Here is a 15,530-nt window from a genome sequence, read left to right on the forward strand (position 1 = left end):
TTGTCAAGGTTTCGGCCATGTACTCCTCGTGGCCGGAACATGAACCGGGCGGCATGGGTCGAAATCCGTCTAGGCTGAGCGGCTGAGTCGTGTGTCGTGTAAGGCGGTCGTACAACCGTCGTACGGCCTTCGAGGCGCCCTAGGAGAACCCACCGATGTCAGACAGCTCCCCCTTGCCGCCGGTGCGGCTGCACTCCGAAGCGGAGCTGGCGCGCGACGCGCTGTCCACCCCCCTGCTCGCCCGGGCCGCACGGCTCGCCCGCTGGGCGGGACCCGACACCCGGATCGACGCCGGTGGCAGCCTTGTCGACGAGCAACTGCCCGCCGCGGCCGAGCTGCTCGGGCTCACCGGCGAGGACGCCGCGGCCGACGCGAGCGAGGCCTGGCGGATCGCCGTGGACACCGGGCTCGTCGAGGTCGTCGACGAGGAGGAGGGCACCGTGGCGACCGGCGAGGAGCTGGCGCTGCTCACCTCCGGCTCGCCCGGCGACGTCCTCGCGGTGTGGCTCGGCGCCCTCGACACCCTCCTCGCGGACGCGAGCGTGCCCGATCTGGACGGTCTTGTCGACGCCATGGACGAGGGCGGCGAGGTCGATTTCTCGTCACTCGACTGGGACCCCGAGGCGGAGGCCGAGTTCCTCGACGGCGTCCTCGGCAACCTCTACCTCCTCACCGTCAACGAGGACGGCCCCGGCGACGGCCCCGTCCCGCTGCCCGCGCTGGCCGCGTCGATGATCGTGCCCAGCGACATGGGTGAGCCCACCAACGACGTCCTGGAACAGGTCTCCGACGCGATGATGCGTCTCGACGACCAGTTCCGGCTCCTCGAACCGGTCGGCATCGTCGAGTACCAGCCCGTCGACGAGGCGCTCATGGCCGACCCCGACGAACTGACGGACGGACCCTCCGCGCCCGTCGACGAGACCGACGTCACCCGCTACGGCATGGTCCGCCTCACCCCCCTCGGCCTCTACGGCCTGCGCGCCCGCCTCCTCGAAGCCGGCTTCGCCGCCCCCGCCGTGGGAGATCTCGCGGACAAGGGCGCGGACGCGCTGCTCGACGGGACGTCGACGTTCCCGCAGGCGGCGGCGCGGGCCGAGACCGAGCAGTGGCTGGCCGGCCGTGAACCCCTCGCCGCGGCACGGGAGTTGCTCGCCGCCGCCCGCGGCGCCGACACCGGCGCGCCGCTACGACGGCTGCTCTGCCAGCAGGCGCTCTCCCTCGTCGGCGACGAGGCCGAGCCCGCGCTCCGCGAGGTGCTCGACGACCCCGAACTCGGCGGCCTCGCCCGGGTCTGGCTGAGCGAGCACGGCGCGAGCGACGTCCCCGCGCCCTCCGAGGACCTGGTCTTCTGGCTGACCGTGGACACGGTCGCCGCCCAACTCGCCGCCGAGGGCAACTCCGAGGAGCTGCAATCTCTGGTGGAGGGCCTGGCCCAGCGGCACAACGGGTTCTTCGCGGCGGCCTGGCGGGTCGACCACCCGGCGACCGCGGACGTCCTGGAGGCGATGGGACGCCTGCACCCGGACAAGCGGATCGCGAAGGAAGCGCGGAAGGCCGCCTTCAAGGCACGCTCCCAGCAAGGAAGTTGACCTGAACCACCCTGCGGGACTTTTGGGTTCCATGGTTGAGTGCATACGGCTTCGTGGGTGAGCGCTTACGGATTCATGGAAGAGGGCCCGGCGAAGTCGGCCGGTGTTCAACTCGTGTTCAGACATGGGCGGAAGCGTGGCGCCGACCGAGGTCCGCCACCCTCCACGGCACACCCACCGTCACAGGAGACACACCATGTCGCTCACCCGCAGGGATTTCACCGCCAAGTCCGCGATGACCGGTGCCGGGGTCGCGCTGGCGGGCAGCGTCGGCGCCCTCGCCACCGCGCCCAACGCCCTCGCGTCCACCGACACCGACACCGACAGTGAGAAGTCCGCGGCCGAACACGGCCACGGGCACCCCGGTGTCGGCTACGGTCCGCTGATCGCCGACCCGGACGGCCTCCTCGCCCTCCCCGCCGGCTTCAAATACCGCGTCATCACCTACAGCGGCAGGACCAAGCTGGAATCGGGCGAGTTCACCCCCTCCAACCACGACGGCACGTCCACCTTCGACGGCCCGCGCGGCGCCACCCTCCTCGTCAACAACCACGAGTTGGCCGGCCCCCGCGCCAACTGGCCCCACCCGGTCCCGCTCACCGAGGGCCTCGTCTACGACCCCGCCGCGGCCGGCGGCTGCACGGTCGTCGAGGTCCGCCGCGACCACGTCGCCGAGTGGGTCGGCATCGCCGGCACCGCCACCAACTGCGCGGGCGGCAACACTCCTTGGGACACCTGGCTCACCTGCGAGGAGACCGAGGACAAGGCCGGCACCAACGGCTTCACCAAGGACCACGGTTACGTCTTCGAGGTCGACCCCGTCGACCGCCGCGCCAACCGGAACCCCAAGCCGATCAAGGCACTTGGCCGCTACGCCCACGAGGCCGTCGTCGTCGACCCCAAGCGCGGCCACCTCTACCTCACCGAGGACGCGTCGAACCCGAACGGCCTCCTCTACCGCTGGACCCCGCCGCAGCACTTCCACCACGGCCGCGGCAAGCTCCGTACCCTCGCCGACGACGCGGGCGTCCTCCAGGCCTTCAAGTGCTTCGACTCCGGTGGCAAGTTCGTCGACGACCTCTCCCGCGCCACGAAGATCGGCACGGTCTACGGCGTCGACTGGGTGACCGTCCCCGACCGCGACGCGAAGTCGGTGTCGGTCCGCAAGCAGTTCGCCATCGGCGAGGTCACCCGCGCCCGCAAGCTGGAGGGCATGTGGTGGGGTGACGGCGGCACGTACATCGTCTCCTCGTTCGCCCGCACGGAGAGCCCCGTCCAGCACGACGGCGCCGTCTGGTTCTACGACCCCAAGCGCCGCACCCTCACCCTCAAGGTCCTGATCGGCGTCAACCCCGACCCGTCCGTGGACGGCGCGTTCGACGGCCCCGACAACATCACGGTCTCGCCCTACGGCGGCCTCGTCATCGCCGAGGACGGCGAGGGCGTCCAGCACCTGTTCGGCGCGACCGACAGCGGGCGCACGTACCCGATCGCCCGCAACGAACTCAACATCGGCACCGAAGAGAAGCCGGAGTACAGCGAGTTCACGGGCGTGACGTTCTCGCCCGACGGCAAGACCCTGTTCGCAAACATCCAGACGCCGGGGATCATGCTGGCGATCACGGGGCCGTGGAAGCGGCAGAAGCGCGGCTGAACTCCCGCACGTATTTAATTAGTTGGCCCCTCCAGAGCTGTGCCTCCTACTCTGAGATCACAACAGCACGCACCTCCCGGTGCGAAGGCGGCGGTTACTTCGCTGAAACCGAACAAAACACCGCAGCCGTTCTTGATCTCGGGAGGCGCAGCTCATGGTGGGTGCCCGGTGCGCAGGCAACGGTTACTTCATTGGGCCAGACGGTTGCGGGTTCGAGTCCCGTCATCGACTTCGGGTCGGTGTAGCTCAATTGGGTAGAGCATCTGATAAGTCCGTCGCCACTTTCTGATCTCGGGCATCCACCTTTCGCTGCGTCTTCCTCCGAAGCACCAAGGAATTCGGGGGAATTCACCATGACGCGTTTCAACACCAAGGCGGCGAAGGCCCAGCCCACTTCGCGGGTCACCTCCACGGGCCGAGTGCTCCGTACCTACCAGGGCGGCCGTGGCCGTGAGCGGGACGCGCGCTCCGAGCTGTTCCTGCTCGCGATCGCCAACTTCGTCTCCCAGCAGACCTTCTACGAGTCCGGCGCCGACCGCGACGACCGCTTCGCGACCCTCGTGGGCGAGCTCGCCGTCACCGACCCGGCCTGGACGGCCGGCCTCCTCGGCTGGCTGCGCGGCGAGGGCAACCTCCGTACGGCCGCCGTCGTGGGCGCCGCCGAGTACGTGAAGGCCCGCCTCGACGCCGGAGCCACCGACGGCCCCTCGAACCGGCAGGTCGTCGACTCCGTGCTCCGGCGCCCGGACGAGCCCGGCGAGCTGCTCGCGTACTGGACCGCGCGCCACGGCCGTGCCATCCCGAAGCCCGTCAAGCGCGGTGTCGCCGACGCCGTACGACGTCTCTACGGCGGCAAGTCGCTGCTCAAGTACGACACCGCGGCCAAGGGTTACCGCTTCGGCGACATCCTCAACCTGGTGCACGCGGCGCCGGACCGGGACAAGGCGTGGCAGGGCGAGCTGTTCCGGTACGCGCTGGACCGCCGGCATCACCCGGACACCGCCGTACCGCCCGTGTCGAACCAAGTCCTCACCGCGCACCGCGAGTTGATGGCGCTGCCGGTCGAGCGGCGGCGCGCTGTCGTCACGGCGGCCGACGGTGCCGAGCGGCTCGCGGCGGCCGGGATGACGTGGGAGGCGCTGGCCGGCTGGCTCCAGGGCCCGATGGACAGGGCGGCCTGGGAGGCGGTCATCCCGTCCATGGGCTCGATGGCGTTGGTCCGCAACCTCCGGAACTTCGACGAGGCCGGGGTCTCCGACGAGGTCGCGGCGCGGGTCGCGGCGAAGATCAGCGACCCGGCGGAGGTCGCGCGCTCGCGGCAGTTCCCGTTCCGGTACCTCGCCGCGTACCGGCACGCGCCCTCGCTGCGCTGGTCGTACCCGCTGGAGCGGGCACTCGGTCACTCGCTGGCCAACGTGCCCGCGCTGCCGGGCCGCACGCTGGTGCTCGTGGACCGCTCGGGCTCGATGTTCTACTCGCGGCTGTCCGACCGTTCGGAGCTCAACCGGGCCGACGCGGCGGCGATCTTCGGCACGGCGCTCGCGCTGCGGGCGGCGGACGCGGACCTCGTCGAGTTCGGCACCACGAGCAAGCGCCTCGACTTCGGCGCGGGCGAGTCGGTGCTCAAGATCCTGGGCCGCTTCGGCGACCTGGGCGGCACCGACACCACCTCGGCGGTCCGCTCGCACTACCGGGGCCAGGACCGGGTGCTGATCATCACCGACGAGCAGACCTCGTACAGCCGCTACGGCGACCCGACCGAGCAGGTCCCGGCCCACGTGCCGGTCTACACCTGGAACCTCGCCGGGTACCGGGCGGGCCACGGCCCGTCCGGCACGGCGAACCGGCACACCTTCGGCGGCCTCTCGGACGCGGCCTTCCGGATGGTGCCGCTGCTGGAGTCGGCCCGGGACGCGGACTGGCCCTGGGCTGCCTGAGAAGCGAGGCGTGGCCCGCACTTCCACGGGGGGTGCGGGCCACACCCGTGTCCGAGCGGGCGCACCCTTGTCCGACGCGCGATTGACATCTAACATTTCAGTTCATGAGCGCCCTGCACCCCGTCCCGCGCACCCTCCTCCGCGACCGCGCCTACGAAGCCATCCGCGACGCCATCGTCGCCGGTGACATCGAGCCCGGCGCGGTGGTGCGGGACGCCGATCTCGCCGAGCGGCTCGGGTTGTCGCGCGCGCCGGTACGCGAGGCGTTCTCGCGGCTGGTGGAGGAGGGGCTGCTGGAGAGCAAGCCGCAGAGCTACACCCGGGTGACGCCGGTCGTGGCCGCCGAGGTGCGGGACGCCGCCGCCGTGGTCGGGGCCATGCACGAGTTGGTGACGCGGGTCGCCGTACCCCTCCTGCGGGACACGGACGTCGACGTGATGCGCGCGGCCAACGACCGGTTCGCCGCCGCCGTGGCCGCCGGTGACGTGGACGCGGCCCTGCGCGCCGACGACGAACTCCACGACGTACCGGTGCGGGTGAGCGGCAATCGCGCCGCCGCCGCCACCATCGCCCGTTACACCCCGCTCATCCGCCGGCTGGAGCGACGACGCTTCGGCGAGGGCGGCTCATGCCGCTCGGCCGGACTGCACGAGCGGCTGATCGAGGCCTGCGCCGAAGGTGACACGGACGGTGCGGTCCGCGTCACGGCCGACATCTGGCACACCCTCGCGGACCTGGCCGACGCCGACTGACCCTGGAGAACTCATGTCCCTTTCCTCGTACGACCGTTACCCCCTCCTCTTCGGCCCCTCGCCCGTCCACCCGCTGGAGCGCCTCACCGCGCACCTCGGCGGCGCCGCCCTGTGGGCCAAGCGCGAGGACTGCAACTCCGGTGTCGCGTACGGCGGCAACAAGACCCGCAAGCTGGAGTACCTCGTCGCCGACGCCCTCGCGAAGGGCTGCGACACCCTCGTCTCGATCGGCGGCGTGCAGTCCAACCACACCCGCCAGGTCGCGGCCTGTGCCGCCCGCGCCGGGCTCAAGTGCGTGCTGATCCAGGAGAGTTGGGTGGAGTGGCCCGACTCCGTCTACGACAAGGTCGGCAACATCCTGATCAGCCGCCTCGCCGGAGCGGACGTACGGCTGGTGAAGGCCGGGTTCGGCATCGGCTTCAAGGAGAGCTGGGAGCAGGCGCTGCGGGAGGTCGAGGAGAGCGGCGGCAAGCCGTACGCCATTCCGGCCGGCGCCTCCGACCACCCGCTCGGCGGCCTCGGCTTCGCCAACTGGGCCCACGAAGTCGCCCAGCAGGAACAGGAGTTGGGCGTCTTCTTCGACACCGTGGTGGTGTGCTCGGTGACCGGCTCCACGCAGGCCGGCATGGTCGCCGGGTTCCGGTCGATCGAGGAGGCGGGCGGCCGCGAGCGCCGGGTGCTCGGCATCGACGCCTCGGCGAAGCCCGCCGAGACCCGCGAGCAGGTGGCCCGCATCGCCCAGGGCACCGCCCGACTGATCGGCGTCAAGCGTGAGTTGACCCTCGACGACGTCGAACTCGACGACCGTTACCACGCGGGCATCTACGGCATCCCGGACGAGGCCACCCTGGAGGCGATGCGCCTCGCGGCCCGCACCGAGGGGATGGTCACCGACCCCGTGTACGAGGGCAAGTCCATGGCCGGGATGATCGACCTGGTCGCCCGCGGCGAGATCACCGCCGACTCCACGGTGCTCTACGCCCACCTCGGCGGGCAGCCCGCGCTGAACGCGTACAGCGCGCTGTTCTAGGGAGCCTTCGCGACAGCCCTCCCGGCCCCCTCGGCCTTCCTGCCGGTGATCACGAACGCCGACACCAGCAGCGCGGTCAGGGCGATCAGCGCGCCGACGCCGAACGCGCGGGCCGAGCCGTGGACGAGGATCTCGGACGGTGACCCGGTCGCATGCCGGGTCGCCGTGCCGAACACCGTGACCAGGATGGACAGTCCGAGGGTGCCGCCGAGCCACTGGAGGGTCTGGAGGAGACCGGACGCGGCGCCCGCCTCGCGGGGCTGGATGCCCGCGAGGATCGTCGCGTTGAGCGGCATGAAGCTGAGGCCGACGCCCACGCCCAGCAGGAGCAGTGGGCCCAGTAGACCGGTCAAGTAGCCTTCGTCCGGGCGGAGTTGCGACAGCCACGCCGCCGATACGACGAGCAGGGCCATGCCGGTGAGCAGGACCGGCTTGGCGCCGAAGCGGGCCAGCAGGCGCGGTACGAACCGGACGACGGTGAACATCACCAGGGTCAGTGGCAGGAACGCGAAGCCCGCGCGCAACGGGCTGTAGTCCAGGACCCGTTGGCTGATCAGGGTGAGGAAGTAGAACGCGCCGAACATGCCCGCCGGCAACAGCAGGACGCCCGCGTAGCCGCCCGCGCGGTTGCGGCTCGCGAACAGGCGCAGCGGCATGATGGGTTGGGCGGCGCGGGACTCCACCAGGGTGAAGCCCGCCAGCAGGGCCGCCGCGCAACTGAACCCCAACTGCGCCTGCGCGTCGCCCCATCCGTCCGACGAGACCCGGATGAACGCGTACACCAGCGAGGTCATCCCGGCGGTACCGGTGAGCGCGCCCGCCGCGTCGAACTGCCCTGCGTGGCGCGGGGTTTCGCCGACGAAGCGGGGGAGCGCCAGGGCCACGGCGACACCGATCGGCACGTTGATCAGCAGGGACCAGCGCCAGGACGCCCAGGAGGTCAGCATGCCGCCGATGACCAGGCCTATCGAGGCGCCGATGCCGGCCATGGAGGTGTAGATGCCGAGCGCGTGGTGACGGCGCGGGCCCTCCGGGAAGTTGGTGGTGATCAGGGCGAGCGTGTTGGGCGCGATGAGCGCGGCGCCCACACCCTGCAGCGCGCGGGCCGCGAGCAGCCAGGCGCTGTCGGTGGCGAGTCCGCCGAGCAGGGAGGACGTGGCGAAGAGCAGGACGCCGATCGTGAGCGTACGGCGGCGGCCGGCGATGTCTCCGACCCGGCCGCCCAGCAGAAGCAGCCCGCCGAAGGCGAGCGTGTAGGCGTTGAGGACCCAGGACAGCCCGGTGGGGCTGAAGTCGAGATCCTTCTGGATGTCGGGCAGCGCGACGTTGACGACGGTGGAGTCGACGCCGACCATCAAGTAGGCGGTCACGACGACGAAGAGGACGGTGCCGAGCCTGGCGGGTCGGGGTGGTGCGGAGAGAGCATCGGCGGTGGTGGACGGTGCGGACGGGGTGGACATGGAGTTCTCCCGGTCTGGCGTCCCCGTGTGAAAGGCGTGCGGGCAGCACGGACTGCCCGCACAGATAAGCGGGGACTGTCTCCGTTTAGTACTCGGTAAGATACGGAGACAGTCCCCGGTTCGCAAGGAGTATCTGGATGGCGCAGGTCAGACCCATGCGCGCGGACGCCCGGCGCAACTACGAGCGGCTGCTGAAGGTGGCGGCGGAGGCTTTCGCCGAGCACGGGGAGAACGCGTCCCTCGACGACATCGCCAAGCGCGCGGGCGTCGGGTCAGGGACGCTGTACCGGCATTTCCCCACCCGGCAGGCGCTGTTGGAGGCGGCCTACGTCGACCGGATCGAGGCCCTCGGGACCCGCGCCGACGAACTCGCGAAGGAGCTCCCGCCGGGCGAGGCGCTGGCCGAGTGGCTGTACGAGGTGTGCGTCGGCACGATCCAGGTGCGCGGTATGAAGGCCCTGCTGGGCTCGGCCGTGACGGACGGCGCCAATCTCGCGCTCACGGCCTGCGGCACGCATATGAAGGGCGCGGCGCAGCGGCTGGTGGAGGCGGCGCAGCGGGAGGGGACCCTGCGTCAGGACATCGAGCCGATCGAGGTCCTGCGGCTGGCCCACGGGGTGTCCACGGCGTCCGAACTGGCGAATGGTCAGGGGAAGTTCATCCGCCGCTATCTGTCCCTGCTGACGGACGGGCTACGGCCCGCCGCTCAGTCGGAGTGAACGCCGGGCGCCCCTCGGAAGGGGCGCCCGCAGCGGTCGTAGGACTGTGTGTGGTGGTTACAGCGCCTGGGCCGCCGGCTTCACCATCCCCCTCACCGTGCGGGACTTCACGAAGTCGCCCATCGCGGTCATGTCCCACTCACCGGTGAACTGCTTGACCAGCTTGGCCATCATGACGCCGGTCTGGGACTCGGCGTTGGTGAGGTCGAAGCGGACCAGTTCCTCGCCGGTCGCGGCGTCCAGGAGGCGGCAGTAGGCCTTGGCGACCTCGGTGAACTTCTGGCCGGAGAAGGAGTTGACCGTGAAGACCAGGCCGGTGACCTCCTGGGGGATGCGGCCGAGGTCGACCACGATCACCTCGTCGTCACCGCCGCCCTCGCCCGTGAGGTTGTCACCGGAGTGCTTGATCGCGCCGTTCAGGATCGAGAGCTTGCCGAAGTAGCAGCTGTCGACGTGGTTGCGCTGCGGGCCGTAGGCGATGACCGAGGCGTCCAGGTCGATGTCCTTGCCGCGGTACGCGGGCTCCCAGCCGAGGCCCATCTTGACCTGCGAGAGGAGCGGGCGGCCACCCTTGACCAGGGACACCGTCTGGTTCTTCTGGAGGCTGACGCGGCCCTTGTCGAGGTTGATCTTTCCGGCGCCGAGCGGGGGAGCGGCGGGCGGGGCCGGGGGAGCGGCGGGCGCCGGAGGCGCCACCGAGGTCTGCGCCGTGGGGGTGGGCGGGGCCACCGGAGGTGCCGGAGCCGGTTCCTCCACCGATACGCCGAAGTCCGTGGCGATGCCCGCCAGGCCGTTCGCGTAGCCCTGGCCCACCGCGCGGGCCTTCCAGACGCCGTTGCGCAGATAGATCTCCACGACCACGAGTGCCGTCTCGGCGCCGAGCTGCGGGGGCGTGAAGGTGCCCAGGACGCTGTTGTCGTCCGCGTTGCGAATCGTGGCCGTGGGCTCGACGCCCTGGAAGCTCTGGCCGGCCGCGTCCGGGCTGGCGGTGACGACGATCTTCTCGATGCCCGGCGGGACGGCGCCGGTGTCGACGGTGATCGCGTCGGGTGCCGTCCCGCCGCCGGAGCGGTAGGTCACGCCGGGGCCCGTCGGCTGGTTGTAGAAGATGAAGTCGTCGTCGGAGCGCACCTTGCCGTCGCCCGTGAGCAGCAGGCCCGATACGTCGAGCCGCACCGGGGCGGCGACGTCCACCGTCACGCGCGCGGCGGAGAGAGGGATGTTCGAGCCGGGGGTCATAGCTGTCATGACTCGTGAACGACCGAGACCATTTTGCCGTTCCCTTACCAAGCGACCAATTGGCCAACACTTGGAACCACCGGCTCGAAACCGCCCCTGATCCCTCCTGTGGACTAGGGAATCACCACGATCTTCCGCCCCACCCCCGCCGCGAACTGCTCCAGCGCCTCCGGATACCGCTCCAGCTCTATCCGGTCGCTGATGAAGATCTCCGGGTCGAGGACCCCGTTCGCGAACAGCTCCGCCGCCCGCTCGAAGCTGTGCAGCACCGCCATGGAGCCGGTGATGGTGATCTCCTGGTTGTAGATGCGGTACGGGTCGATCGACACCCGGGTCGCGTAGTCGGCCACCCCGAACTGCAGGAACGTGCCCGCCTTCGCCACCCGGTCCAGGCCGTCCTGGATCGCCGTCGCGTTGCCGGTCGCGTCGACCACGAGGTCCCAGCCCTGCGGCCGGTCCAGCTCGTCCGCGTTCGCCGCCGACCCGGAGACACCGAGCGTGCGGGCCGTCTCCAGGCGGGCCGGGTTCAGGTCCAGGATGTCCACGCTCGCCGCGCCGGTGCGCTTGGCCAGCTCCAGCATCATCAGGCCCATGGTCCCGGAGCCGTAGATCAGGACGTGCGCGCCGAGGCGGGACTTGAGGACGTCGTAGCCGCGCACCGCGCACGACAGCGGCTCCACGAGGGCCGCGTCCTGAGTGCGTACGTGCTCGGGGAGCTTCACGCAGTTCGCCACCGGGGCGAGTGCGTACTGGGCCGCGCCGCCCGCCGTGGTGACGCCGATCGCGGCCCAGCGTTCGCAGAGGTTGTTGTGTCCGTTGCGGCACTGCCGGCACTCGTAGCAGTACAGCGACGGGTCCACGGCCACCTGGTCGCCGACCGAGACCTCGGTGACCTGGGTGCCGACCGCGACGATCTCGCCGGCGAACTCGTGGCCCGGCACGATCGGCAGCTTGGGCGCGAACTCGCCCTGGAGGATGTGCAGATCGGTGCCGCACAGCCCGCAGGCGGCGACCTCGACGACGACCTCGCGGGGACCCGGCGTCGGGTCCGGGACCTCGGTGACGACGGCGCGGCCCACGGACTCGATGACGGCGGCCTTCATTTGACGGCTCCCAAGGAGAGGCCCTGGACCAGCTTGTCCTGGGCGGCGAACCCCGCGGCCAGCACCGGCAGGGAGATGACGAGCGACGCGGCGCACACCTTCGCCAGGAACAGGCCCTGGCTGGTGATGAAGCCGGTCAGGAACACCGGGGCGGTCTCCGCGACCACACCCGTGAGGACCCGGGCGAACAGCAGCTCGTTCCAGCTGAAGATGAAGCAGATGAGAGCTGTCGCGGCAATACCGGGGAGGGAGATCGGGGCCACCACGCGCGCGAGGATGGTCGGCAGCCGGGCGCCGTCGATCTGTGCCGCCTCGATGACGGCGACCGGGACCTCGGCGAGGAAGGACTGCATCATCCACACCGCGATCGGCAGGTTCATCGAGGTGTAGAGGATGACCAGGAGCCAGATGTTGTCCAGCATCCCCGCGTTCTTCGCGAACAGGTAGATCGGCAGCAGGCCGGCCACCACGGGGAGCATCTTCGTGGACAGGAAGAAGAACAGGACGTTGGTCCACTTCCTCACCGGGCGGATCGACAGCGCGTAGGCCGCGGGGAACGCCAGCAGCAGCACGAAGACCGTCGAAGCCACGGACGCGACCAGCGAGTTGACGAGTGCGGGCCAGGGACTCGCACCGCCTCCGGTGCCGAAGAAGTCCCGGTAGCCGTCCAGGGTGAGGGCGGCCCCGAAGGACGGCGGGTTGGTCGCGGCGTCCGTCTCCGAGTGGAAGGACGTCAGCGCCATCCAGGCGATGGGCAGGAAGAACACGATGCCGAGCAGCCAGGCCACCAGGCCGAGGCCCGCTCCTTTGCGGCGGGCACGCACGCGTACGGCGACACTGCTCATGCGTGGGACGCCTCCTCACGGAACAGGGACGACACGACGCGCAGGGCGAAGGTCGCGATGACGATGGAGCCGATGACGACCAGGACGCCGGCCGCCGAGGCGAGGCCGTTCTCGTGGGCCTGGTAGAAGCTCTGGTAGACGGTGTAGGGCAGGTTGGCGGTGCCCAGGCCGCCCGACGTGATGGTGAAGACCGCGTCGAAGTTCTGGACGATGTAGATCGAGCCCAGCAGACCGCCGAGTTCGAGGTAGCGGCGCAGGTGCGGGAGGGTCAGATAGCGGAAGACCTGCCAGTCGTTCGCGCCGTCCACCTTCGCGGCCTCGATCTGCTGCTGGTCGCGGCTCTGCAGCCCGGCCAGCAGGATCAGCATCATGAAGGGCGTCCACTGCCACACCAGCGATGCCTCGACCGCGAGCAGCGGAGTGTTGGAGATCCAGTCCGGCTGTGGGCCGCCCACATAGTGCAACAGCCCATTGAGCAGGCCGTATTCAGGGTTGTAGAGCACATGCTTCCAGAGCAGGGCCGCGGCCACCGGCACCACCAGGAACGGGGCGATCAGCAGCGTGCGGACGAAGCCCCGGCCGCGGAACTTCCGGTCCAGGAGCAGCGCGAGCAGCAGTCCCAGGACCAGGCTGGCCAGCACCACCGCCACGGTCAGCAGGATGGTCGTCCACACCGAGTGGCGCAGGTCGGCGTCGGTCAGGACCTGGTGGTAGTTGTCGAGACCGGTGAAGTGCCGGGCCTTCGGGTAGAGGGCGTTCCAGTCGAAGAACGAGATCACCAGCGTGGCCACGAACGGGAGTTGGGTCACGACGATCATGAAGATCAGGGCGGGGAGCAGCGGGGCGCGGGTGGCCCAGGCGCGCAGCTTGTCCGATGGCTGCCGCGCGGTGCGGGTCGGAGTGGCGGCCGGCGGGGCCGTTGTCGTGGCGGTCATCGTCCCTCGTACTCCTTGGAGATCTGCTCGGCGAGTTTCTGGGACTTCTTCAGGGCCGACTCGACGGACTGCCGTCCGGCGATGGCCGAACTGATCTCCTGCGAGACCTTCGTACCGAGGTCGGTGAACTCGGGGATGTCGACGAACTGGATGCCGGGCGCGGGCCGCGGCTGCACGCCGGGGTCGTTGGGCTTGGCGCCCTCGATGGCCGCCTTCGTCATCTCCTGGAAGGCGGCGGCCTCCTTGACGTAGTCCGGGTTCGTGTACGTCGAGGCGCGCTTGCCGGCCGGCACGTTGGACCAGCCGTCCGTGTCGCCGACCAACTGCTCGTACTGCTTGCTGGACGCCCAGGACACGAACTTCCAGGCCTTGTCGGAGTTGTGGGACGCCTTCTGGATGCCCCAGGCCCACGTGTACAGCCAGCCGGAGGACTTGGTCTTCTCCACCGGCGCGGGGACGTAACCGATCTTGCCCTTCACCGGGGAGCCCTTGGCCTCCAGAGAGCCCGCCGCCGACGTGGCGTCGTACCACATGGCGACCTTGCTCTGGGTGAGGTTGTTGAGGCACTCGGCGAAGCCGGACTGGGCCGCGCCGGACTCGCCGTGCTTGCGGACCAGGTCGACGTAGAACTTCGTCGCCTGCTCGAAGCCGGGGGAGTCGAGCTGCGCCTTCCAGTCCTTGTCGAACCAGGTCCCCCCGAAGGTGTTCACCACGGTGGTCAGCGGCGCCATCAGCTCGCCCCAACCGGGCAGCCCGCGCAGGCAGATGCCCTTCATGCCCGGCTTCGCGCCGTCGACCTTGGCGGCTATGTCGGCCACCTGGGTCCAGGTCGGGTGCGCGGGCATTGTGAGGTTCTTCTCGGCGAGCACGTCCTTGCGGTACATCAGGAAGGACGACTCGCCGTAGAACGGCTGCCCGTAGAGCTTGCCGTCGTCCGCGGTCAGGGACTCCCGCATCGGCTTGAGGATGTCCTGCTCGTCGTAGGCCGGGTCCTTCGCGACGTACGAGTCCATCTCGTGCAGCCAGCCGTTGCGGGCGTAGATCGGGATCTCGTAGTTGGAGAGCGTCGCCACGTCGTACTGGCCGGCCTGGTTGGCGAAGTCCTGGCTGATCTTGTCGCGGACGTCGTTCTCAGGCAGCACCGTGAAGTTGACCTTGATGCCGGTCTCCTTCGTGAAGTGCGGCGCCAGCTTCTGGAGTTCGGTCATCTGGGGGTTGTTGACCATGAGGACGTTGATCGAGTTGCCGCCGGATCCGGCGCCGCCCGCTCCGACCCAGCAGCCGGAGAGCAGCGGGGCGAGCAGCGTCCCTACGGCGGCCAGGGCGAGCGTGGCTCGCGGCGGCCGTCGTCGGCTCTGGGTTCGCATGGATCGCTCCTGCAGTAAGGGGAGTTGGACTTATGGGGTGACAAAGGCGTCGCCGGGCATGGCTGCGCCCTACGTAGTGCCTCAGTTGGAATTCCAAACGGTGTTCTGGCGCTCGTGACCCTCTAGACGCGCATGACCTGTGGCCCCAGCAACGAGTAGCGGTGGGCTTCGGCCGACGGGAGGAGCGTGCTCGTGACGATCGTCTCCAGGGCGCCGATCTCGGCGAACCTGCAGAAGCTGACCGCACCGAACTTGGTGTGCACGCCCGCGAACACGGTGCGCCGGGCGGCGCGGATGGCCTGGGCCTTGACCTCGCTGACGGCGGGATCGGGTGTGGTCAGGCCGTGTTCGCGGGAGATGCCGTTGGCGCCGATGAAGGCGAGGTCGAGGACGAAGCCGGCGAGCATCTTCGTCGTCCAGTGGTCCACGGTCGCGAGGGTGCCGTGCCGGACCCGGCCGCCGAGCAGCAGCACCGAGGTGTTCTCCGACTCGGCGAGCACGCCCGCCACGGGCAGGGACGCGGTGACCACGGTCAGCGGCCGGTCCCTGGGCAGTGCCTCGGCGATGAGCTGTGGGGTGAAGCCCTCGTCGACGAAGACGGTCTCGGCGTCCCCGAGCAGCTCGGCCGCGGCGACCGCGATCCGGCGCTTCTCCGGGACATGGCTGGTGGCGCGGAAGGCGAGCGTCGTCTCGAAACCGGCGCTCTCCACGGGGTAGGCGCCGCCATGGGTCCTGCGGACCAGCCCGTGGTCCTCCAGGGCGCGCAGATCGCGCCGTACGGTCTCCTTGGCCACGCCCAGTTCGGCGGCGAGCGCGGTGACGTCGACCGAGCCGGTGCGGCGCGCGGCCCGCACGATCTCCCGCTGACGCTCCTCCGCCGAACTCGTGCCCATGGCC

Annotated in this window: 13 protein-coding genes; 6 read left to right on the forward strand and 7 right to left on the reverse strand. The window is 70.0% G+C overall.

Annotation, left to right across the window (positions count from 1 at the left end; translation table 11 throughout):
* Positions 1 to 155: 155 nt before the first annotated feature.
* From OG226_RS36690 to OG226_RS36710, 5 genes are all read left to right on the forward strand, one after another.
* Positions 156 to 1,592: a hypothetical protein gene (locus OG226_RS36690; protein WP_328684081.1), complete on the forward strand. Its 1,437-nt coding sequence runs from the start codon at positions 156 to 158 to the stop codon at positions 1,590 to 1,592.
* A gap of 196 nt (positions 1,593 to 1,788) precedes the next feature.
* Entirely contained in the window at positions 1,789 to 3,246 is a 1,458-nt protein-coding gene (locus tag OG226_RS36695; protein WP_329351231.1) for an alkaline phosphatase PhoX, read from the forward strand.
* Between the two features lie 353 nt (positions 3,247 to 3,599).
* A complete protein-coding gene (locus OG226_RS36700) occupies positions 3,600 to 5,183 on the forward strand; it encodes a TROVE domain-containing protein (protein WP_328684083.1) in 1,584 nt (527 codons plus the stop codon).
* Positions 5,184 to 5,287: 104 nt separating this feature from the next.
* The gene (locus tag OG226_RS36705; RefSeq protein ID WP_329351232.1) at positions 5,288 to 5,935 is read left to right on the forward strand and encodes a GntR family transcriptional regulator; all 648 of its coding nucleotides are present in this window, start codon (positions 5,288 to 5,290) and stop codon (positions 5,933 to 5,935) included.
* 13 nt (positions 5,936 to 5,948) lie between these two features.
* Positions 5,949 to 6,965, forward strand: a complete 1,017-nt coding sequence (locus OG226_RS36710; RefSeq protein ID WP_328684085.1) for a 1-aminocyclopropane-1-carboxylate deaminase — start codon at positions 5,949 to 5,951, stop codon at positions 6,963 to 6,965.
* Here OG226_RS36710 and OG226_RS36715 read toward each other — a convergent pair.
* On the reverse strand, positions 6,962 to 8,425 hold the full coding sequence (locus OG226_RS36715; protein WP_328684086.1) for an MFS transporter: 1,464 nt from the start codon (positions 8,423 to 8,425) through the stop codon (positions 6,962 to 6,964). The two genes, OG226_RS36710 and OG226_RS36715, sit on opposite strands and share 4 nt — an antisense overlap.
* Before the next feature lie 137 nt (positions 8,426 to 8,562).
* Between OG226_RS36715 and OG226_RS36720 the strand changes: the two genes are divergently transcribed.
* A complete protein-coding gene (locus tag OG226_RS36720) occupies positions 8,563 to 9,144 on the forward strand; it encodes a TetR/AcrR family transcriptional regulator (RefSeq protein ID WP_328684087.1) in 582 nt (193 codons plus the stop codon).
* A 57-nt stretch (positions 9,145 to 9,201) separates the two neighbouring features.
* Here OG226_RS36720 and OG226_RS36725 read toward each other — a convergent pair whose 3' ends face one another.
* From OG226_RS36725 to OG226_RS36750, 6 genes are all read right to left on the reverse strand, one after another.
* On the reverse strand, positions 9,202 to 10,383 hold the full coding sequence (locus OG226_RS36725; RefSeq protein ID WP_329353623.1) for a TerD family protein: 1,182 nt from the start codon (positions 10,381 to 10,383) through the stop codon (positions 9,202 to 9,204).
* 113 nt (positions 10,384 to 10,496) lie between these two features.
* Complete coding sequence (locus tag OG226_RS36730; protein ID WP_329351233.1) at positions 10,497 to 11,486, reverse strand: zinc-dependent alcohol dehydrogenase family protein; 990 nt, start codon at positions 11,484 to 11,486, stop codon at positions 10,497 to 10,499.
* Positions 11,483 to 12,331 (reverse strand): carbohydrate ABC transporter permease, encoded by an 849-nt coding sequence (locus OG226_RS36735; protein WP_328684089.1) that lies wholly within the window; start codon positions 12,329 to 12,331, stop codon positions 11,483 to 11,485. Before OG226_RS36735 ends, OG226_RS36730 begins: the two co-directional genes overlap by 4 nt.
* Positions 12,328 to 13,266, reverse strand: a complete 939-nt coding sequence (locus tag OG226_RS36740; protein ID WP_328684090.1) for a carbohydrate ABC transporter permease — start codon at positions 13,264 to 13,266, stop codon at positions 12,328 to 12,330. Before OG226_RS36740 ends, OG226_RS36735 begins: the two co-directional genes overlap by 4 nt.
* On the reverse strand, positions 13,263 to 14,633 hold the full coding sequence (locus OG226_RS36745; protein ID WP_328684091.1) for an ABC transporter substrate-binding protein: 1,371 nt from the start codon (positions 14,631 to 14,633) through the stop codon (positions 13,263 to 13,265). The genes OG226_RS36740 and OG226_RS36745 overlap by 4 nt, the downstream gene beginning before the upstream one ends.
* 122 nt (positions 14,634 to 14,755) lie before the next feature.
* Entirely contained in the window at positions 14,756 to 15,526 is a 771-nt protein-coding gene (locus tag OG226_RS36750) for a DeoR/GlpR family DNA-binding transcription regulator (RefSeq protein WP_329353625.1), read from the reverse strand.
* Positions 15,527 to 15,530: the final 4 nt, after the last annotated feature.

This window comes from Streptomyces sp. NBC_01261, from assembly GCF_036226385.1.
Classification (GTDB): domain Bacteria; phylum Actinomycetota; class Actinomycetes; order Streptomycetales; family Streptomycetaceae; genus Streptomyces.

What these genes read in the sequence shown, in the direction of transcription:
- OG226_RS36700 (WP_328684083.1), top strand. Translation starts at nt 3,600, where the DNA reads ATGACGCGTTTCAACACCAAGGCGGCGAAGGCCCAGCCCACTTCGCGG.
- OG226_RS36705 (WP_329351232.1), top strand. Translation starts at nt 5,288, where the DNA reads ATGAGCGCCCTGCACCCCGTCCCGCGCACCCTCCTCCGCGACCGCGCC.
- OG226_RS36720 (WP_328684087.1), top strand. Translation starts at nt 8,563, where the DNA reads ATGGCGCAGGTCAGACCCATGCGCGCGGACGCCCGGCGCAACTACGAG.
- OG226_RS36745 (WP_328684091.1), bottom strand. Translation starts at nt 14,633, where the DNA reads ATGCGAACCCAGAGCCGACGACGGCCGCCGCGAGCCACGCTCGCCCTG.
- OG226_RS36695 (WP_329351231.1), top strand. Translation starts at nt 1,789, where the DNA reads ATGTCGCTCACCCGCAGGGATTTCACCGCCAAGTCCGCGATGACCGGT.
- OG226_RS36735 (WP_328684089.1), bottom strand. Translation starts at nt 12,331, where the DNA reads ATGAGCAGTGTCGCCGTACGCGTGCGTGCCCGCCGCAAAGGAGCGGGC.
- OG226_RS36715 (WP_328684086.1), bottom strand. Translation starts at nt 8,425, where the DNA reads ATGTCCACCCCGTCCGCACCGTCCACCACCGCCGATGCTCTCTCCGCA.
- OG226_RS36740 (WP_328684090.1), bottom strand. Translation starts at nt 13,266, where the DNA reads ATGACCGCCACGACAACGGCCCCGCCGGCCGCCACTCCGACCCGCACC.
- OG226_RS36690 (WP_328684081.1), top strand. Translation starts at nt 156, where the DNA reads ATGTCAGACAGCTCCCCCTTGCCGCCGGTGCGGCTGCACTCCGAAGCG.
- OG226_RS36710 (WP_328684085.1), top strand. Translation starts at nt 5,949, where the DNA reads ATGTCCCTTTCCTCGTACGACCGTTACCCCCTCCTCTTCGGCCCCTCG.
- OG226_RS36725 (WP_329353623.1), bottom strand. Translation starts at nt 10,383, where the DNA reads ATGACCCCCGGCTCGAACATCCCTCTCTCCGCCGCGCGCGTGACGGTG.
- OG226_RS36750 (WP_329353625.1), bottom strand. Translation starts at nt 15,526, where the DNA reads ATGGGCACGAGTTCGGCGGAGGAGCGTCAGCGGGAGATCGTGCGGGCC.
- OG226_RS36730 (WP_329351233.1), bottom strand. Translation starts at nt 11,486, where the DNA reads ATGAAGGCCGCCGTCATCGAGTCCGTGGGCCGCGCCGTCGTCACCGAG.